The sequence below is a fragment of the Gordonia sp. (in: high G+C Gram-positive bacteria) genome, from assembly GCF_047602025.1.
Classification (GTDB): Bacteria; Actinomycetota; Actinomycetes; order Mycobacteriales; family Mycobacteriaceae; genus Gordonia.
The window spans coordinates 1,507,954-1,526,868 of sequence record NZ_JASGII010000001.1 but is presented as its reverse complement, the minus strand read 5'-3'; the positions used below and the strand labels follow the sequence as shown (position 1 = coordinate 1,526,868).

Annotated in this window: 20 protein-coding genes; 12 read left to right on the top strand and 8 right to left on the bottom strand. The window is 70.4% G+C overall.

All coding sequences use genetic code 11. The features are described from left to right. Nucleotides 1-24: 24 nt before the first annotated feature. From QM728_RS07595 to QM728_RS07585, 3 genes are read left to right on the top strand one after another with little or no spacing between them, the layout of a single operon-like run. Entirely contained in the window at nt 25-1,665 is a 1,641-nt protein-coding gene (locus QM728_RS07595; protein ID WP_415031424.1) for an amidohydrolase, read from the top strand. Beyond that, nucleotides 1,662-3,284 (top strand): apolipoprotein N-acyltransferase, encoded by a 1,623-nt coding sequence (gene lnt / locus QM728_RS07590; protein WP_415031423.1) that lies wholly within the window; start codon nt 1,662-1,664, stop codon nt 3,282-3,284. The genes QM728_RS07595 and lnt overlap by 4 nt, the downstream gene beginning before the upstream one ends. Continuing rightward, entirely contained in the window at nt 3,277-4,053 is a 777-nt protein-coding gene (locus QM728_RS07585) for a polyprenol monophosphomannose synthase (RefSeq protein WP_415031422.1), read from the top strand. The genes lnt and QM728_RS07585 overlap by 8 nt, the downstream gene beginning before the upstream one ends. 5 nt (nt 4,054-4,058) lie before the next feature. On the opposite strand, the gene QM728_RS07580 is transcribed toward QM728_RS07585, so the two are convergent. Then, a complete protein-coding gene (locus QM728_RS07580) occupies nt 4,059-4,394 on the bottom strand; it encodes an RNA polymerase-binding protein RbpA (RefSeq protein ID WP_415031421.1) in 336 nt (111 codons plus the stop codon). A 156-nt stretch (nt 4,395-4,550) separates the two neighbouring features. On the opposite strand from QM728_RS07580, the gene QM728_RS07575 reads away from it, so the two are divergent. Genes QM728_RS07575 through QM728_RS07565 form a run of 3 tightly spaced genes read left to right on the top strand, consistent with a single transcriptional unit; the run spans nt 4,551 to nt 7,161 of the window. Next, entirely contained in the window at nt 4,551-4,895 is a 345-nt protein-coding gene (locus QM728_RS07575) for a hypothetical protein (RefSeq protein WP_415031420.1), read from the top strand. Further along, complete coding sequence (locus QM728_RS07570) at nt 4,892-5,722, top strand: adenylate/guanylate cyclase domain-containing protein (RefSeq protein WP_415031419.1); 831 nt, start codon at nt 4,892-4,894, stop codon at nt 5,720-5,722. The genes QM728_RS07575 and QM728_RS07570 overlap by 4 nt, the downstream gene beginning before the upstream one ends. Then, nucleotides 5,719-7,161, top strand: a complete 1,443-nt coding sequence (locus QM728_RS07565) for a peptide MFS transporter (protein ID WP_415031418.1) — start codon at nt 5,719-5,721, stop codon at nt 7,159-7,161. Before QM728_RS07570 ends, QM728_RS07565 begins: the two co-directional genes overlap by 4 nt. Here QM728_RS07565 and QM728_RS07560 read toward each other — a convergent pair. The 3 genes from QM728_RS07560 to QM728_RS07550 are packed head-to-tail and all read right to left on the bottom strand — an operon-like array spanning nt 7,151 to nt 9,370. After that, nucleotides 7,151-7,321, bottom strand: coding sequence for a hypothetical protein (locus QM728_RS07560; RefSeq protein ID WP_415031417.1), 171 nt, complete (start codon nt 7,319-7,321; stop codon nt 7,151-7,153). The two genes, QM728_RS07565 and QM728_RS07560, sit on opposite strands and share 11 nt — an antisense overlap. Beyond that, nucleotides 7,318-8,208: an esterase/lipase family protein gene (locus QM728_RS07555; protein WP_415031416.1), complete on the bottom strand. Its 891-nt coding sequence runs from the start codon at nt 8,206-8,208 to the stop codon at nt 7,318-7,320. The genes QM728_RS07560 and QM728_RS07555 overlap by 4 nt, the downstream gene beginning before the upstream one ends. Next, complete coding sequence (locus QM728_RS07550) at nt 8,201-9,370, bottom strand: lipase family protein (RefSeq protein ID WP_415031415.1); 1,170 nt, start codon at nt 9,368-9,370, stop codon at nt 8,201-8,203. The genes QM728_RS07555 and QM728_RS07550 overlap by 8 nt, the downstream gene beginning before the upstream one ends. Before the next feature lie 145 nt (nt 9,371-9,515). On the opposite strand from QM728_RS07550, the gene QM728_RS07545 reads away from it, so the two are divergent. Then, the gene (locus tag QM728_RS07545) at nt 9,516-10,760 is read left to right on the top strand and encodes a PucR family transcriptional regulator (RefSeq protein ID WP_415031414.1); all 1,245 of its coding nucleotides are present in this window, start codon (nt 9,516-9,518) and stop codon (nt 10,758-10,760) included. 13 nt (nt 10,761-10,773) lie between these two features. On the opposite strand, the gene QM728_RS07540 is transcribed toward QM728_RS07545, so the two are convergent. Both QM728_RS07540 and QM728_RS07535 read right to left on the bottom strand, forming a co-directional pair. Next, nucleotides 10,774-11,406 carry a hypothetical protein gene (locus QM728_RS07540; RefSeq protein WP_415031413.1) on the bottom strand — a complete coding sequence of 211 codons (633 nt, stop codon included), beginning with the start codon at nt 11,404-11,406 and terminating at the stop codon, nt 10,774-10,776. A gap of 61 nt (nt 11,407-11,467) precedes the next feature. Then, complete coding sequence (locus tag QM728_RS07535; RefSeq protein WP_415031412.1) at nt 11,468-12,184, bottom strand: lysostaphin resistance A-like protein; 717 nt, start codon at nt 12,182-12,184, stop codon at nt 11,468-11,470. Nucleotides 12,185-12,233: 49 nt separating this feature from the next. Between QM728_RS07535 and QM728_RS07530 the strand changes: the two genes are divergently transcribed. Further along, complete coding sequence (locus tag QM728_RS07530) at nt 12,234-12,512, top strand: hypothetical protein (RefSeq protein ID WP_415031411.1); 279 nt, start codon at nt 12,234-12,236, stop codon at nt 12,510-12,512. An 18-nt stretch (nt 12,513-12,530) separates the two neighbouring features. Continuing rightward, entirely contained in the window at nt 12,531-14,009 is a 1,479-nt protein-coding gene (locus QM728_RS07525) for a WS/DGAT/MGAT family O-acyltransferase (protein ID WP_415031410.1), read from the top strand. Here QM728_RS07525 and QM728_RS07520 read toward each other — a convergent pair. Continuing rightward, nucleotides 14,006-15,046: an LLM class F420-dependent oxidoreductase gene (locus tag QM728_RS07520; protein ID WP_415031409.1), complete on the bottom strand. Its 1,041-nt coding sequence runs from the start codon at nt 15,044-15,046 to the stop codon at nt 14,006-14,008. The two genes, QM728_RS07525 and QM728_RS07520, sit on opposite strands and share 4 nt — an antisense overlap. After that, nucleotides 15,043-15,705: a TetR/AcrR family transcriptional regulator gene (locus tag QM728_RS07515; RefSeq protein WP_415031408.1), complete on the bottom strand. Its 663-nt coding sequence runs from the start codon at nt 15,703-15,705 to the stop codon at nt 15,043-15,045. The genes QM728_RS07520 and QM728_RS07515 overlap by 4 nt, the downstream gene beginning before the upstream one ends. 58 nt (nt 15,706-15,763) lie before the next feature. On the opposite strand from QM728_RS07515, the gene QM728_RS07510 reads away from it, so the two are divergent. From QM728_RS07510 to QM728_RS07500, 3 genes are read left to right on the top strand one after another with little or no spacing between them, the layout of a single operon-like run. Continuing rightward, nucleotides 15,764-16,828, top strand: coding sequence for a Rieske 2Fe-2S domain-containing protein (locus QM728_RS07510; protein ID WP_415031407.1), 1,065 nt, complete (start codon nt 15,764-15,766; stop codon nt 16,826-16,828). Beyond that, a complete protein-coding gene (locus QM728_RS07505) occupies nt 16,825-17,910 on the top strand; it encodes a dihydrodipicolinate reductase (protein ID WP_415031406.1) in 1,086 nt (361 codons plus the stop codon). Before QM728_RS07510 ends, QM728_RS07505 begins: the two co-directional genes overlap by 4 nt. Then, a complete protein-coding gene (locus tag QM728_RS07500) occupies nt 17,910-18,914 on the top strand; it encodes a TIGR03617 family F420-dependent LLM class oxidoreductase (protein WP_415031405.1) in 1,005 nt (334 codons plus the stop codon). Before QM728_RS07505 ends, QM728_RS07500 begins: the two co-directional genes overlap by 1 nt. The last annotated feature ends 1 nt before the right edge of the window (nt 18,915 follow it).

The window sequence follows — 18,915 nt, the reverse complement described above, 5'->3', positions numbered from 1 at the left end:
CGCGCGCACGGCAGACTGTTCGGCATGTCGACGCAACTGCTCGTGGGCGGCAGCATCCACACGCCGGCCAACCCGGATGCGACCGCGATGGCGGTCACCGACGGGACCGTGGTGTGGGTCGGCTATGACGAGGTCGGGCGGCGCCTGCACCCCGATGCCCAGATCATCGACCTGGACGGCCGATTCGTCGGCCCCGGCTTCGTCGACTCCCACGTCCACCTCACCGCGACCGGTCTCGCGCAGACCGGACTCGATCTTTCCGGTGCGACCAGCCGCGACGACGTCCTCGCCCGATTGGCCAGGCATGCGGCGGAACTGCCCGCCGACGCGCTCGTGTGGGCCCGCGGATGGGACGACTCGACGTGGATCGGGGTCGACGGCGCCGGGCCGCCGACGGTGGCCGAGATCGACGCCGCCACCGGCGGTCGACCCGCCTACGTCGTGCGGATCGACGAACACTCGGCACTGGCGTCGACGGCCCTGCGCGGCCGCGTCGCCGACCTCGCCGGCCGAACCGGGTACTCCGCCTCCGGCCCGTTGACCGGCGCCGCGCACCACGGCGTGCGGCGGGCGGCGCAAGACGCGCTCAGTCCCGCCCAGCGACAGGAGGCGCGCGCGGGTGCCCTGCGGGCGATCGCCGCCCTCGGCGTCGTCTCGGTCCACGAGAACGGCGGCCCCGACATCGCCGGCCTCGACGATTTTCCCGGTGTCCGCGACACCGACACCGGGGTCGAGATCATCGGTTATTGGGGCGAAGCGGTGACCACCACCGACGAGGCCCGCGACCTGCTCGCGACGACGGGCGCCCACGGTTTGGCCGGCGACCTGTTCGTCGACGGCGCACTCGGCTCGCGCACCGCCTGGCTCGGGCAGCCCTATGCCGACGACCCGACCACCACCGGCAACGCCTACCTCGACGGTGAGGCGGTTTACGCCCACCTGCGCGCCCTCACCGAGCTGCGCCGCCAGGCGGGATTCCACGTCATCGGCGACGCGGCGATGACCGCGGTGGTCGAGGCGCTGGAGCGCCTCGCCGACGAGGTCGGCACGCCCGCCCTGGCAGCGTGCGCGCATCGCGTCGAACACGCCGAGATGGTGACGCCCGAGCAAGCGGCGGTCCTGGCGCGCTGCGGGGTGATCGCCTCCATGCAGCCGGCGTTCGACGCGAAATGGGGCGGACCCGGACAGCTGTACGAGCAGCGCCTCGGCCGGTCGCGGGCGGCGAAGATGAACGACTTCGCGGCGCTGGCCAAGGCGGGCGTCGCCCTGGCCTTCTCCTCCGACTCTCCGGTCACCCCGGTGTCGCCGTGGACGGCCGTCGCGGCCGCCGTCGGCCACCACCGCAGCGAATCCGCGGTCTCCGCACGCGCGGCCTACGGGGCGTGCACCCGCGGCGGATGGCGGGCGGCGGCCCGCAACGACGGCCTCACCGGAGTCCTCGTGCCGGGTGCACCGGCCAGCTACGCCGTGTTCGACGCCGACAAACTCGTCGTCGCGGGATCCGACGACAAGGTCCAGCGGTGGTCCACCGATCCGCGCTCGCGCGTACCGGCGCTGCCGGCCGTCGCACCCGGTGCACCGATTCCCGACTGCGTGCGGACCGTGCACCGCGGCGCGGTCCTGCACGACACCGGCGCCCTGGTCGAAACGGCGGACATGGCATGACCGCGTTGATTCGCCCGGGCGCCGCCGTCGGTGCGGGGCTGCTCATGTGGGCCGCATTCCCGCCGGGCAACCTGTGGTTCCTGGCCGTGGTGTCCCTCGGCATCCTCGCCGTGCTCCTCGGCACCGGCGAGCCGCGCCTGCGCGACGGTGCGCTGTACGGCCTGCTGTACGGCCTCGGCTTCTACGTCCCGCTGCTGCCGTGGATCGGCGAGTACGTCGGCCCGCTGCCCTGGCTGGCGCTCGCGGCGTTCCTGGCCGGCTACACGGCGTTGTTCGGCGTCATCGCGACGGCTTGCATGCGCCTGCCGCTGCCGCCGCTGTGGTTCGCCACCGGGTGGGTCCTCGTCGAGACCCTCCGATCGATGTTCCCCTTCGGCGGCTTCCCGTGGGGACGCACCGCCTTCAGCCAGGTCGACGGGCCGCTGCTGCCGTTGGCCTCGCTGGTCGGCGCGAGCGGACTGTCCTTCGGCGTCGCCCTGTTCGGTGCCGCCGTCGCCTGGGTCTTCGTGCTCGGCGCACAGGCGTGGCGCCGCGGTCCCAAACCCGCCCAGGAGGAGCATCGCGCACTCTCGATCGGCGTCGTCACCGCGGTCGTGACCGTTCTGCTCGCGCTGGCGGCGCCGCTGTTGGCGATCATCGTGACCCCGTCGACGCAGGACCGGGTGCTCTCGCCGTCGACGACTCGTGTCGCCGTCATCCAGGGCAACGTCCCCCGACTCGGCCTGGCGTTCAACGCCCAACGGCGGGAGGTGCTGGACTTCCACGTGCGGCAAACCCTCGCGCTGGCCGCGGAGGTCGACGCCGGGCGGACCCCGCCACCGGATTTCGTCGTGTGGCCGGAGAACGCGTCGGACATCTCGCCGCTGGACAATCCGGATGCGGCACAGCAGATCGACATCGCGGCGCGCGCCGTCAAGGTGCCGATCGTGTTCGGGACGATCCTGGAGAACTCCGACGGGAAGCCGACCAACACGGTGCTGGTGTGGGATCCCGAGCGCGGGGTCGTCGATCGCTACGACAAGCACATCATCCAGCCGTTCGGCGAATACCTGCCGTGGCGGTCGTTCTTCCGCCTTTTCTCCGAGTACGCCGACATGGCGGGCACCTTCGTCCCGGGTGACGGGCCGTCGGTGGTGCGCGTGCCGACGCGGACCGGGCCGGTCATCGCGGGTGTGGCCACCTGCTGGGAGGTCGCGTTCGACCGCGCCGCGCAGGCCTCCGTGGACCAGGGGGCGCAGCTGCTGTTCGTGCCGACGAACAACGCGACGTTCGGCCGCACCGCGATGACCTACCAGCAACTCGCGATGTCGCAGGTCCGGGCCGTCGAGTTCGGGCGCACCGTGCTCGTCGCGGCGACGTCGGGCGTCAGCGCCATCGTCTCGCCGGACGGTGCGGTGGTGTCGCGCACCCGGATCTTCACGCCCGCCACCCTGTCCGACTACGTGCCGCTGCGCACCGACCGCACCGTCGCGGCCCGCCTGGGCGCCACGCCGACGGTGGTGTTGTGCCTCGTCGGACTGACGGCCTTTTTGGCGGCCCTGGCCACGCGTACTAGATTCAGTCCGAACGCCCTGCGCGCGGCGCGCGCGGGAGCTGAGGCAAAGGAGCTCGATGAGTAGCGGTGCAACCGGGTCGGCAGCGGTGGTCGGCCCCACCGGGGAGAACGCCCTGGTCGTGATTCCCACCTACAACGAGCGCGAGAACCTGCCGATCGTCGTCGACCGCCTGCTGAAGGCGCTGCCCGGCGTGCACGTGCTCGTCGTCGACGACTCGAGCCCGGACGGGACCGGTGACGTCGCCGACAAGCTGGCCAAGGCCGACAAGGCCAAGCGCATCCACGTCTTGCACCGCACCGACAAGGATGGGCTCGGCAAGGCCTACCTCGCCGGGTTCACCTGGGGCCTGGCCCGCGACTACGCGGTGTTGGTCGAGATGGACGCCGACGGCTCCCACGCGCCCGAACAGCTCCACCGGCTGTTCGACGCCGTCAACGACGGTGCCGATCTGGCTATCGGGTCGCGCTACGTGCGCGGCGGCTCGACGGTCAATTGGCCCAAGCGGCGCGAGATCCTGTCCCGCGGTGCGAACACCTATGCGCGACTGGCGCTCGGGTCGTCGGTCCGCGACATCACGGCGGGCTTCCGCGCGTACCGCCGCGCGGTGTTGGAGAGTTTCGACTTCGACGCGATCGATTCGGCCGGCTACTGCTTCCAGATCGATCTGGCGTGGCGTGCCATCCAGGGTGGATTCGTCGTCACGGAGGTGCCGATCACGTTCACCGAACGGGCGATCGGGGAGTCCAAGATGGACGGCGGCGTCATCACCGAGGCGTTCCTACAGGTCGCCAAGTGGGGGATGGACAGCCGCCTCGGCCGCAAGCCTCAGTAAGGGTCCTAGCCGCGGCGGCGCTGCTTGAGGATGTCGAGGCGCTCGTTGAGCAGCACTTCGAGCTCGTCCTCGCTGCGGCGCTCCAGGAGCATGTCCCAGTGGGTGCGCGGCGGCTTCGCCTTCTTCTCCTCCGGCGCGGCGCCCTCGAGCAGGGTGCCCTCCATGCCGTTCTTGCACGGCCACTTCGACGGGATCTCTGCGTCGTCGGCGAACGGGACGTCGAAGATCTCACCATTGTCGGTCTTGTACTGCACGATGCGGCGCGGGGCCAGATCGTGGTCCCGATCGGTCTCGTAGCTGACCGCGCCGAGACGGCTTCCGCGAAGAACTCGATCTGCCATGGTGATACCTCCAGCTGTGGTGACGTGGCCCGCTCGCCAAGGCGCAGGCCGCGGTCTCGTAGCCAGTCTACGCGAGCGCGGGCCCGCTCCTCGAACGCCGACACCCCGAGCCGCGCAGCGACCCGGCCGTGGGGCCATCGGGTAGCGTTTTCAACTATGAGCACCGACGCCGTGAACCGGCCCGGCCGCCTGGTGTCGTGCGCCTGGTGCGGTCGGGAAATCGCCGATTCCGGCGTCGGCCGCAAGCGCAAGTACTGCCAGCAGTCGTGCCGGCAGCGCGCCTATGAACAGCGAACGCTGACCGCGGGGACGAGTATTCCCGACGACGCGGTGATCCTGCGGCCCGACGAGGTCCGCGAGCTGGCCGACCGGCTCTTCGAGTTGCGCTGCGCCGCCGAGGACCTGCGCACGGCGCTGCGCGAGGACGCCGACGCCGCGACGCTGGCCGACATCGCCGAGTCGGTGGTGGAGCTCGCCGTCGCGGCAGAGCGCGTGCGATGACGCCGGCCGACCCGCCCAAGAAGAAGGCGAGAAAGCCGAAGGCCGCGGCCGACGGTTCGGTCGCCAAGCGCGCCGCTGAGTTGCTGGCCAAGACCGACGCCAGCGAGAGCGCCGTCTCGCTCGCCCGCGCGGCCCGCAGCCTGATCCCCGAGCCCAGCACGGTGGTCGGCGAGGGAAGTCCCAGCGATCGGGTTGCCCGCCTCATCGCCCAGGCCCGCGGCGAGCAGCCGAGCGCCATGCGCGAGATCGGATTGGCGGCGGTCGAGGGTTGGCAGACATTGACCCGTCGACGGCGCCGGGCGCCGGAGGTTCGTGCCGCCGACGATGCGCCGGTGGCCGCGACCATCATGTTCACCGACCTGGTGAACTTCTCGACCTGGGCGCTGCGGGCCGGTGACGACCACGTTCTGGAGTTGATCCGCGCTGTCGACGGGGCGACCGAACGGGTCGTCAGCCGCCGCGGCGGCCAGGTGGTGAAGAACCTCGGCGACGGAACCATGGCCGTCTTCGACGATGCAGAGAATGCGATCCTGGCGGCGTTCGAGACGATCACGGCGGTCACCGCGATCGAGGTGGACGGCTATCGGCCCCAACTGCGGGCGGGCCTGCACACGGGCACCCCGCGCGCCGTCGGCGACGACTTCCTCGGCGTCGACGTGAACATCGCCGCCCGGGTCGGCGCGGCGGCCGGTGGCGGCGAGGTCTTCATCAGCGACGCCGTGGTCGAGGAGATCGACGCCGAGAAGTTCGTGCTGCGCCGCAAGCGGTTCCGCGCGAAGGGCGTGCCGAAGGAACTCGGCGTCCAGTCCGTCATCCCCAGGCTGTGACCGCCCCCGCCCGAGACCGTCGGTTCCTCGGACACCCGACGGGTTTGGCCGCGCTGTTCACCGTCGAAACGTGGGAACGCTTCTCGTTCTACGGGATGCAGGCCATCCTCGCGTACTACCTGTACTACTCGGCCGCGGACGGTGGGCTGGGACTGCCGCGCGACTCCGCGATGAGCGTGGTCGGCGCCTACGGGGCACTCGTGTACCTGTCGTCGGTGGTGGGCGCCTGGCTCGCCGACCGCGTGCTGGGGGCGGAGCGAACACTGCTGCGCGGCGCGATCGTCATCATGGCCGGTCACGTGTCACTGGCGCTGATCCCCGGGGTGTGGGGCGTGGGCGTCGGCCTGGTGCTGGTGGCCCTCGGCAGCGGCGCCCTCAAGACGAGTTCGACGGTTATGGTCGGCGAGTTGTACGCCCCGGAGGACCGGCGGCGCGACGCCGGCTTCTCGCTGTACTACATGGGCGTCAATATCGGCGGCTTCCTCGGTCCGCTCGCGACCGGGGCCGCGCAACAGCGTCACGGATTCCATCTCGGCTTCGCCCTGGCCGCGATCGGCATGGCCGTCGGGCTCGGTTGTTACGCGGCGTTGCGCCGGCGTCTGGGCGGCGTTGGCCTCGCGGTGCCGCATCCGTTGCCCGCCGCGCGGCGCCGGCAATACCTGGCGGGAGCCGTCGCCGTCGCCGTCGCGGTGGCCATCGCCGCGGGCCTGGGCCTGCTGCGCCCGTCAAATCTGGCCGCAGTCGCCGCGGTGGTGACCGCGCTCGTCGCGGCGACCTACTTCAGCCACATCCTGCGCAGCCCGCACGTCGACGCCGACGAGCGACGCAGGGTGGTCGCGTTCATCCCGCTGTTCGTCGCGTCCGCGGTGTTCTGGTCCCTCTACCAGCAGCAATTCACGACGGTCGCGGTCTACGCGTCGGAGCGGCTGAACCGCTCGGTGTTCGGCGCGGTCATGCCCGCCGCCTGGGTGCAGTCGATCAATCCGGTCTGCATCATCGTGTTCGCGGGCGTCTTCGCCGCGCTCTGGACGGCACTAGGGGACCGGCAGCCGAGCGCACCGGCGAAGTTCGCCCTGGGGACCGCACTGATGGGCGTGGCGTTTCTTTGTTTCCTGCCGCTGGCCGGCGGCGGTCCGAACAGCGCGCCGCTGCTCGCGCTCGCCGGGATCCTGCTGCTGTTCAGTTTCGCCGAACTGATGCTGTCGCCGGTGGGACTGTCGCTCGCGACGCGCGTGGCGCCGCGGGCCTTCCACTCCCAACTCGTCGCGCTCTTCTTCCTGTCCGTGGCGCTGGGCACGGCGCTGTCGGGGGTGCTCGCCGGTTGGTACGACCCGCAGCGCGAGACGCCCTACTTCCTGGGCCTCGGCGCGGCGTCCCTGGTGGTCGCCGGCGTGCTCGCCGCCCTGGTTCCCTGGATCGACTCCCGGATCAGAAGCTGAAGAACCACGGGTTGGCGGTGCAGACCAGCTTCGGGTAGCGAGCCGGGTTCAGGGCGCGCAGCGCGATCGAGATGGCCCGCGGGGAGTACGCCATCGACAGGTGGTCGGAGGTGTCCTGCCCGCAACCGTCCTGCAGGGTGATGTTCTTGACCCCCTTCACCCGCAGGAAGTCGACTCGTACGGCGTGACGACCTCGTCGTAGCGGCTGCCGACGACCGTGTACTGCACGCTTGGATAGGTCGCGATGTAGTGGTTGAGGCGCATGACGAACGGCGACTCGACCATCTGGTCGATCGGCCCCTGGCCGTACAGCCACGAGTAGAAGCCGGTGGTGTCCAGGCCGGCCTTGCGCATCTGGGTGCCGATCCACGCGATGCCCAGCAGCGTTGTGCCGTGGTTGGGGGCGCCGAAGGTGATGAGCCGGTCGATCTTGTTCTTCTCCGGCGCGTGCAGCGAGGCCGCTTTGCCGAACTTCATCCACTGCCGGGCGACGAGGCCGCCCTGCGAGTGGGCCACGATGTCGACCTTCTGCGCACCGGTGGCCTTGAGCACGCGATCGATGTACTTGCCGACCTGGACGGCAGAGCGGCCGATATCGGCCGTGCCCGTGATCGAGGGGAGCGCGACCCCGAAGCCGCCGCGGTCGAGGAAAGTGGTGCGCCCGTAGTAGGGCGTGAAGACGCAGTACCCGGCCTTCTTCAGCGCGGGCGCGAACGAGGCCCAGGTGTTGTAGCCGTTCTCGAAGGTGCCGTGCAGGAGCACCACCGGGTTCTGCCCCTCCTTGGGCTTGCACCGGAAATTGTTGGCGCCGGGCGGGGCGACGTCGGGATGGACGATCGAGTAGGCGTAGGCCGACCAGAAGCCGCCCTGGCGAGGCCCGACGCCGACCGTGTTCGGAACCGGCGGGAGGGGACGGCCCACATGGTCCATGCTGCCCGCGGCGGGATTCGGCGCCGGTGCCGCGGCCGCTGTCGCGCTGCCCGCAAGAGTGAGGACCGCTGCCGCGGTCGCCGCGGTGATCCGGGCGGTGTTCCGGTGCTCAGTCACTTGTTGTCCCACCAATCTCCGCGACTTGTGCGCGGCTCGTCGTGTGTTCGGAACGGCGATCGGCCAACCAGCGCAGGGCGCCGGGGGCCGTCGCGAACTCCAGGGGCAAGTGCCGCCCGAAGGGCACCAGCCGGTAGGTCAGTCGTGCGCCCAGCGCGCGGTATCGGCCGACCAGGGCGGTGATGTCCGGCGCGGAGATCACCTCGTCGCGCAGCCCCTGCACGATGTAGAGCGGCATCGAGGGGGTCGTCGCGCCCGGCCGGACGTCGGCGAGGACGGCGGCCAGCGCGGGCTCGGCGAGGAAGGCGTCGAGCCCGCGGTTCAGGTGGCGGCGGATGTCGCGGCGCATCATCCGACCGAGCATCACCAGCGTCGTGTGCCGCGCCGCCGCATCGAGGAGGTCCCCGAAGCGACGGTCCACGTGACGGTCGATCACCGGGATCAATTGCGGGTACGCGCGGCGCAGCCCGGCGATGAACACGGTCGGGAAGCCGGCGAACCAGCCGCCGTTCAGCTTGAGGAAGGTGGCCCGGGGGTCGCCGACCGGGGCGCCTGCCGCGGCCCCGACGATCGGCAGCTCCGGCGCGTATGCGGCGGCGGTCTCGGCGGCCCACAGCGTGGCCAACCCGCCCCCTGAGTAGCCCCACAGAGCGACGGGGGTGGCCTCGGGCAGGCCGAGCGGCGCGAAGGACAGCGCTGCCCGGGCGGCGTCGAGTGCCCGGTAGCCGGGCTCGCGGGCCGCGCCGAACTGTCCCCGCAGTCCGCCGTGGTCGGCGATCGACACGGTCCAGCCCCGGGACGCCGCCACGAGGGCGAGCGGCAGTTCGAGTTGGCTGAGCGAGCCCGCGGCCCGCGCACCGCGGCGGAATGCATAGGAGGGGAGGCAGCGGGTGGAGACGCCGTCGATCGCCGCCTGAAACGCCAACAGACCGCCGCCGGAACCGCGCGGTGCGAGCACCGTGGTCACCGCGAGGTCCGGCGCGCCGTCGATGTCGGTCGTCCGATACGAGAGTTGCCACGCGGTGACACCGATCGCGATCATCCCGAGCGCGGCGAGTTCGACCCGTCGCGAGCCGACGATCGTGCCCGGGGCGAGCTCGTCGAGGTCGGCGGGCCGCGCGTAGAACGGATCGTCCTCCGGGAGCGGAAGCGGGCTCGGCATGGCAATCAGCGTAGGGGGACGCGGAGCGTCGGGTCACTACACGCGGCGGAGAGAAAACCGCGCCATCTTTGTCTCCAGCGACAAGGGATTGTCCAGAATCGTCGCCGATTGCCCGTGCGGGGTAGGTTCACGGCACAATGCCTGCATGACTGACGCACAACGGGGCCCGTCGCTGGTGGCGCGGCTGCGGACGCGCTGGCCGGAGATCTCCCAGCAGATGCTGGCCGACGGCCTGGGCACGACCGCGCCGGCCGGACTGCCGGCCGAACACTTCACCGACGAGGTGCTGCCCGCGATCCAGTTGTCCGGCCATGCGGTACTGGAAGCGATCGCGTCGGATCGGGAACTGACCTACGACGAGGTTCACGCCTTCGCGGGCCCGGTCGCCGAACACCACGCCGAGGACCGGCTGCCGCTGCAGGTCTTGCTGGCCGGGATCCACGGTTCGGCGCAGGTGCTGCTCGCCACCGCGGCGGAGATGGCCACACCCGATGAGATGGACCAGCTCATCGTCGTCGGCAAACGCCTGCTGACCGTGCTGGGCCACATCAACCTGTCCGTCGTCTCCAGCTACACGGAGGTCGAACAGTCCATCTACCGACCCGAACGCGAGGCGCGGCGCGAACTGTGTGCGGCACTGGTTCACGGCCGCCCGTACGACGCGCTGGCGGCCCGCGCCGACACCGCGATCGCCGATGCCTACCTCGTCGTCACCGTGCGCGTCTTCGGCAAGCCGGAGGACGCGACGACGGCCACCCTGGTGGCGCGCCGCCGGATGCGCGTCATCCAGGGCCTCTTCGACGAGATCACGTCGTCGACGACCCCGTTGTTGTTCGACGGGGCGCAGGGCGTCGCGCTGCTCGCCGATCCGGTGGCGGACGAGGCCAAGACCGCGCAGGCGTTGGTCGACGACCTCGCTCGCGACCTGACCGAGCGGATCGGGGTGCCGGTCTATCTCGGCGTGATCGGCGGCGTCGCACCCGACGACGTGCCGGGGGCGGCCGTGGCCGCGGCCGAGCTGACTGAACTTGCCCGCGCACTCGAGCGCGCGCCCGGCGCCTACCGGCTCGACGACCTGCTTGTCGAATACCAGGTGACCCGCCCGAGCGCGGCGCGCGACCGACTGGCGCAGCAGGTGGCGCCGCTCCGCGATCAGCCGCACCTGCTCGAAGCGCTACACGCCCACCTGCGGCACGGGGCCAATCGGAAGGCGGCGGCCGATCAGGTGCACGTCCACCCGAACACGCTGAGCTACCGGCTGCGGCGCGTGCACGAGCTCACCGGCCACGACCCGTCTGATCCGTATGAATCACGCGTCTTGGCCGCCGCGCTCACGGTCGCACGGGTGCCCGACGCCCGGGCCTCGATGCCCGACGTCGGGCCGCTCTGAGCGCAGGCCGGGATTAGGACGCCGCCTGGGCCTCGTGTGCCTCGTGCTCGCGGATCTTCCGGCCGCGGATCTTGTATTTGATGATGAAGAACACGATGATCAGGCCGATCACGCCGCCGATGATCGCGCCGATCAGGGAGGCGCCCTGGAAGCCGATGATGTCGCCGAGCTTCGTCTGCGCCGAGCGGATCGAGGCGGACTTGTCCGGGTTGGCGCGGTTGACCGCGAGGGTCAGGAGGTTGGGGACGGCGGTCACGACGCCGATCGCCAGGAACACCAGGGCGATCGTGTGCTTGAGCTTGTCCCACGAGGCGACGGCCATCGCCAGGCACACGATGGGCACGAGGGTGCAGATCACGCCGATGGCGAGACCGTAGATCACGCCCTTGGTGAGGCCCGAGTCCTTGCCGACGATGCCCTCGACCTGATCGGCCCACCAGCGCGGGGCGACCGAGGCGAGGACGAAGTACAGGACGATGAGGAGCGCGACGCCGATCAGGGCGAGGAGAGCGCGCTTGATGGCGCTGCTCAGCAGCTCGCCGAAGCTCTTGCCCTTCGGCTTCTCGACATGGCCGTGGTCGTCGGCGGGGGCGGGCACGCCGGAGTCGGTCGTGGCGGGGACGTTCGTGGTGTCGTCGTGGGTCATGCGGATACTCTGACACACCCGCGACCCGATTGTGAATCAACCCTCCGCGAAGTTTGCGATGTCAAAGGCGCCAGGCCAGCGCGACGCCGAGGGCACCGGCGGCGTTGATCGCCCAGTGCAGGGCGATCGACGGCAGCAGGCTGTCGGTCTTGTAGCGCAACCAACCGAAGATGAAGCCCGCCGCGGTCGTCGCGACGACCGACAGCACGACGCCGGCAATCTGTGCGACGGACGCGTTGTGGAAGAGGTCACGCAGCCCCTGGTTGTCCTCGGACAGGTGGACCGAGGACGTGATGTGCCACAGCCCGAAGAGCACCGCGCCGACGCTCAGCGCGACCGGCACCGACCAGGTCCGCATCAGGGCTCCCTGCAGCACGCCGCGGAACAGCAGCTCCTCGGGCAGCACCGTCTGCAGCGGGATCACGACGAAGGCCGCGAAGGCCGCGGTGCTCAGCGAGCGGAACCGGTCGTCGTGGAAGAACTGGCTCCGCAACGGCGGGATCAAGACCCCGACGCCCACGACGAGGACCGCGCCCAGGATGACTAGTCCGGCCCAGGGCAGGCCGGCCCGCAGCTGGGGGAGGGTTACGCCGAGGTCGTGCCAGTGCAGGCCGCTGATCAGGGCCGCGGCCCCGAGCAGCACCGCCGTCGTCGGGATGACGAGGAAGATCGCGCGCCCGTGCCCGTAGTAGGCGATGAGGTTGGCGCTGGCGATGACGAACACGATCGTCGCGATCAGCGCCGGGTGCAGGCGGTCGAGCGCGGTGAGTTGCGTCATCCCGCGATCGTATCGGCCGACGGGCCGCGGTGGCAGACTTGACGGTGCCATGGGGACATTCGACGACGCCGAGCTGGAGCGGTACTACCGGCGCATCGAGGCCCGGACCGAAACCCCCGCTGCACCGGAGCCGACGGACCCGGCCACGCGGGGCGCTGCTGCCGCGACGGAGGAGTGCCCGACGCCCGACAAGGAGGGGCACGCCACCGAGGACGCGGCGTGGCTCGGCGTCGCGGTCATCCGCGCCGGCCGCTTGCGCACCCCGGAACTCGACGTCTACCGGTGCCGCTGCGGGCTCTGGCATATCACCAGTACCGGGGTCCGCTGAGGATTAGGCTGTGGCGCCATGGAGCGCCTGAGTGGGCTGGACGCCAGTTTCCTCTACCTGGAAACGCCCGAGCAGATGATGCACGTGTGCGCGATCTTCGTGCTCGACCCGACCACAATCCCCGGCGGCTACTCCTTTCCCAAGTTCCGCGACGCGCTCGACGTGGCGATCGCCGACATCCCGCAGTTCACCCAGAAGGTCCGCAAGGTGCCCTTCGAACTGGCCCATCCGGTGTGGGTCCACGACAGCCACTTCGACATCAACCGGCACATCCACCGCGTCGCGCTGCCCGGCGACGGCGGCTACGACGAGATGATCGAGCTGTGCGACCACCTGGCCTCGCTGCCGGTGAACCGGCACCACCCGCTGTGGGAGATGTGGGTCATCGAGGGGTACCGCGACGCCGGTCGCGGACCCGAGGGCGGCAAGGCGGGCGACCCGGCGAACGAGCAGGACAAGCTGGTCGTCTTCGTCAAGATGCACCACGCCACCGTCGACGGGGCCTCGGGCGCCAGCATCGTGTCGCACCTGTGCGCGCTGGAGCCCGATGCGCGACCGGTCGCCGCGGCCATGGGCGGAGCGTCGGCCGGCCCCAAGGACACCCGCGAGCCGGGCACCCTCGAGATGCTGGGCCGCGGCGTCGTCGCCGGCGTGCTGCACCCGCTCAGCCTGCCGCGGATCGTGCAGCCGTCGGTGGACGTCGTGGTCAAGACCGTCGAGCGGATTCGCAAGGGCACCGCGATGGCGCCGCCGTTCCGCGCACCGCGCACACCGTTCAACAACAACATCACCGGCGGTCGCGCGATCGGCCTGGCCGACATGCTGCTGGACGACTTCAAGGAGATCCGGCGGGTGAGCGGGGCGACCGTGAACGACGTCGTGCTCACCGTCGCCGGGGGAGCGCTGCGGTCCTATCTCGCCGAGCGTGACGAGCTGCCCGACTCGCCGCTGCTCGCCACGGTCCCCGTCTCGGTGCGCGAGGAGACCCAGCGCGCCGGCGGGATGAACAAGGTGTCGGCGATGTTCGCGCGGTTGGGCACCGACATCGACGACCCCTGGGAGCGGCTGCGCTCGATGGAGAGCGCGAACCGCAACGCGAAGGACCACCAGAAGGCGATCCCCGCCGACGCCCTGCAGGACTGGGCCGAGTTCGCCCCGCCCCGCACGTTCGGCCTGGCCATGCGCACGTATGCCGCGCTGCGCGTCTCCGAGCGCGGTCCGGTCGTGCACAACCTGGTCATCTCCAACGTGCCGGGGCCGCAGCTGCCGCTGTACTTCATGGGTGCGAAAATCGACGCGCTCTACCCGCTCGGCCCGATCTTCCACGGCGCCGGGCTGAACGTCACGGTGTTGTCCAACAACGGCGTCGTCCACGTCGGCGTGATCGCCTGCCCGGAGGCCGTGCCCGATCCGGAACGGCTGGTGGAGTACTTCCCGCGGGAGCTCGCCCGGCTCAAGGCGAGCGCGGAGGAGGCCGGCGGCGCCGGATCGGCCTAGGCGTTCAGGACGACGTCGGCGAGCTGCTCGATGTGCTCGACCGTCTTGGCGGTGACCAGCATCGTGGTCACGCCGGCGGCCTCCCATTCGCGCACCTTGGTGCGCACGTAGTCGACGTCGCCGACGATGGCCGAGTCGTCGACCACGGCGTCGGGGATGATCTGCGCGGCCTCGTCCTTGCGGTCGCTGCGGAACAGCTTGGTGACCTCGTCGACGACGTCGGAGTAGCCCATCCGGCGGTAGACCTCGGCGTGGAAGTTGGTGTCCTCGCTGCCCATGCCGCCCATGTAGAGCGCCAAGAACGGCTTGATCCCGGCCATGGCGGCGTCGCGGTCGTCGGTGATGACGATCTGTGCGGTGGCGCAGATCTCGAAGGTCTCGCGGGTGCGGCGCGCGCCGGGGCGCGCGAAGCCCTCGTCGAGCCACTCGTTGTACATGTCGGCCAGGCGCGGCGTGTAGAAGATCGGCAGCCAACCGTCGGCGATCTCGGCGGTCAGCGCGATGTTCTTCGGGCCCTCGGCGCCGAGGAAGACCGGGATGTCCGAGCGCAGCGGGTGGACGATCGGCTTGAGCGGCTTGCCCAGGCCGGTGGTCCCCTCACCCGTCAGCGGCAGCGGGTAGTGCGGACCGTCGTTGGTCACCGGCGCCTCGCGCGCCCAGACCTGGCGCATGATGTCGACGTACTCGCGGGTGCGGGCGAGGGGCTTCGGGAAGCGCTGGCCGTACCAGCCCTCGACGACCTGCGGCCCGGACACGCCCAGGCCGACGATGTGCCGTCCGCCGGACAGGTGGTCGAGCGTCAGCGCGGCCATCGCGCACGCGGTTGGCGTGCGCGCCGACAGCTGCAGCACCGAGGTGCCCAGGCGCACCTTCTCGGTCTCCTTGCCCCACCAGGCCAGCGGTGTGTAGGCGTCCGAGCCCCACGCCTCGGCGGTGAAGATGGCGTCGAAGCCGGCGGCCTCGGCCGCACGTGCGAGCTCGCCGTGGTTGGTTTCGGGGCCCTTGCCCCAGTACCCGAGTTGCAGACCAAGTTTCATAGGGGCAACGTACCTCTCCCGTCGTCGACGGTTGCCGCCGAGTCGGTGCACAGCAGCGCGACGATGGCGTCGATGAGGCCCAGGCGCGCGTCGTCGAGGTTTCCGTAGGTGCCCAGCATCCGCTCCGACGTGAGCCCGCGCATGGCGGCCGGGATGAGGGCGGCCATCTGGCGGACGCGGGCCGGGTCGACGTCGAGATCGGTGAAGGCGCGCGCGCAGGCGGCGTCCCAGCCCGGCTTCCACGAGGCGAACTCGGCGGCGGTGAGGGGATATTCCCGCTCGAGTTCGTCGAGGTCGCGGGGGAGGGCCGCGCGCAACGTCTCGATGGCCAGCGATTCCGGGGTGCGCAAGCCGACCAGCGTGGTGTCGATGAGCGCGGTGACGCGCTCGCGCAGCGTCCCGCCCGGCTTGGCGTTGGCGGGCAGATCGCCGCGCAGTTCGGCGGTCCGGCGCAGCACCGCGGCCCACAGGCCGTCGATGTCGCCGAACTGGTACTGGATCGCCCCCCAGGTGACTCCGATGTCGCGGGCGATCCGGTTGCCGGACACCGCGGTCGGGTCGCCGGTGGCCAGCGAGGCGATGGCGGCGCTGATCATGTTCTCCCGGGTGGCCAAGCCGCGCTTGTTGGCGCGGCGCCGGGGAGTCGTCGTATCCGCCATGGCGCCATCGTAGGCGAAACACGACATTTTCATAGAGGGTTCTTGTATTCTTCCGCGCATGGCCCGCACACCCCTGTCGATGGAACCGACCGGTTGGTTCCAGGTGGCCTGGTCGCCGGAGATCGCCGTCGGCCAGGTCCACACGATGACCTACTTCAGCCGCGAGATGGTGGCCTGGCGCTCCGCGTCGGGGAAGGTGTCGGTGTTCGACGCCTACTGCGAGCACCTCGGCGCCCACCTCGGCCATGGCGGCCGCGTCGACGGCGAGAACCTCGTGTGCCCCTTCCACGGGTGGGAGTGGAACCAGCAGGGGCGCAATGTCTGCATCCCCTATGAGAAGCACCCGAATCGGGGCCGCCGGATCCGCAGTTACCCGACCGTCGAGCGCAACCAGGCGATCTGGATCTGGTTCGACGCGGCGGGCGGCGAGCCGTACTTCGAGGTGCCGGACATGTGGGCGGACTTCGGCGACGACGCCGACGAGAACGACTATTACCCGCCGATCCCGGCGGCCACGATCTTCCGCCCGGGCCTGGAGATCCACCCGCAGTACATCATGGAGAACGGCGTCGACTTCGCCCACTTCAAATTCGTGCACGGCACCCCGTTCATGCCCGAGTTCACCCGGCACGACTTCGCCGGGCCGGTGTCGCACGTCGACTTCACCATTGCCTTCGAGGAGGGTGCGACGCTCGAGGGCGCCGCGAGCGGCGTCGAGTCGATCAACGCGGGCCTTGGCTGCTCGGTGACCCGGAGCTGGGGGATGCTCGAGAACCGCACCATGCCCGCCGTCACACCGGTCGACGACCACACCTCCGACGTCCGGTTCACGGTGTGGATCGGCCGCAAAGAGGACGAGCGCGGCCCCGAGTTCGACGGCGTGATGACCGAGTACGGCAAGACCATGGCCGGCTTCGTCATCGAGCAGTTCGAGGCCGACATCGAGATCTGGGCGCATCAGCGGTATTCCGACCCGCCCGCGCTGTCCAAGAAGGAATACGCGGGCTTCACCGCCCTCCGCGAGTGGGCCCGCCAGTTCTACCCCGACGGCGGCGCCGTCGACACCGACCCTGCGCGCCCGACCAGTGGCGCGATTGTGACCCCGGCGAAGGGAACCGCATGAGCACGTCCGACAAGATCCGCCTCTTCCAGGTGGCTACCGGCAATCTCGGCAGCGAGATGATCGGCCGCATCCAGGCGCACCCGGACATCGAGCTGGTCGGATTGCACTGCTACACCGCCGACAAGATCGGGCGCGACGCCGGCGAGATCGTCGGCGGCGACCCGATCGGGGTGAGGGCCACCGGCACCGTCGAGGAGATCATCGCCGCCAAGCCGGACGTGCTCACCTTCCACGGCGTATTCCCCGACGAGGACCTGTACGTGAAGGTGCTCGAAGCGGGGATCAACGTGGTCACCACCGCCGACTGGATCACCGGCTACCACCGCGACGCCAACCACCCGCACCCGTCGGGGCGCAAGGTCAGCGAGGTCATCGCCGACGCGTGCGAGCGCGGCGGGGCAACGTTCTACGGCACCGGCATGAACCCCGGTTTGAACCAGATTCTGGCCATCGCGAACTCGGCCGACGTCGCCGACATCGAGAACGTCACCGTCACCGAGTCGGTCGACGTGTCCTGCCACCACTCGGTCGACACCTGGCAGGCCGTCGGTTACGGACGGCCCGTCGACGACCCGACGATCCCGGAGTCGCTGCACAAATACACCGCCGTCTTCGCGGACTCGGTGTACCTGATGGCGGACGCCTTCGACCTCGAACTGGACGAGGTGAAGTTCGACTACGAGTTGGGCGCGTGCACCGAGGACGTCGACCTGGGGTGGTACTTCCTGCCCAAGGGCTCCCTCGGCGCCAACTACATCAAGTACCAGGGCATGGTCGACGGGGTGGCGCGCGTCGAGTCGCACCTGGAGTGGCAGATGACGCCGCACACCGATCCGTCGTGGAAGATCCGCGGCTGCTACATCACCCAGATCACCGGCGACCCGATGATCTACAACAAGCACATGGTGTTCCCCGCCAAGGGCGTCGACCTGTCCAACCCGGACAACTTCGCCTCGATCGGCATGACGGTGACCGGCATGCCCGCGCTGAACGCGCTGAAGGCCGTGGTCGCCGCCCCGCCCGGAATCGTCACCAGCAACGACCTCCCGCTGCGCGCCTTCGCGGGTCGGTTCAAGGTCTAGTGCGCGTCCACCTGCAACTCGACGGCTCCCTGCCGCGCGCCGCGGCGCATGCGCGGGAGCTGGCCGACCTCGGTGCCGACGGCACGTTCACCTTCGAGGGGCCCCACGACGTGTTCCTGCCGCTGGTCGCCGCCGCGCAGACGCCGCTGGACCTGATGACCAACGTCGCGATCGCCGGCCCGCGCAGCCCGATCCACCTCGCGCACGCCGCCTACGACCTGCAGGCCTACTCGCAGGGCCGCTTCCGGCTCGGCCTGGGGTCGCAGATCCGGCCACACATCGAGAAGCGCTACGGCTCCGTCTGGCATCCGCCGGCGAAGTTCCTCGGCGAGACGGTGCGCGCGGTCAAAGCCGTGTTCGCGGCGTGGGAGGGCGAGGAGCCGCTCGCGTTCCGCGGCGAGTTCCACACCCACACGCTGATGCCGCCCAACTTCAACCCCGGGCCCAACCCCTCCGGCCCGCCACCGGTCCTGATGGGCGCGCTGGGCCCGGTGATGACGCGCACGGCGGCACAGGTCGCCGATGGACTCTTGGTGATGCCGTTCAACAGCGCGCGGCACTTCGCCGACCGCACCGTGCCGGCCATCGACGAGGGACTGCGCCGCTCCGGCCGCTCCCGCGGGACGTTTACCGTGATCCCGCAGGCGATGGTCGCCGTCGGGCGCGACGAGACGGAACTGCGCGCCGCCGTCAACGGCGTCGCGTTCCTGATCGCCTTCTACGGGTCGACGCCGGCCTACGTGCCGGTGTTGGAGGCCGAGGGCTGGGGCGCGGTCCACGGCGAACTCAACCGGCTCTCCAAGGTCGGCGACATCCCGGGGATGCGCGCGCTGATCACCGACGAGATGGTGGCGCGCATCGGCGTCGTCGGCAGCCCCGTCGACTGCGCGACGACCATCCGAGAGCGGTTCGGCGACTACGCCGACGAGGTGTGCTGCTACTTCCCGGCCTATCAGCCGGCCGAGGCGGCGGTCGCCGATTTGGTCGCCGCGCTGCACCGCTGAG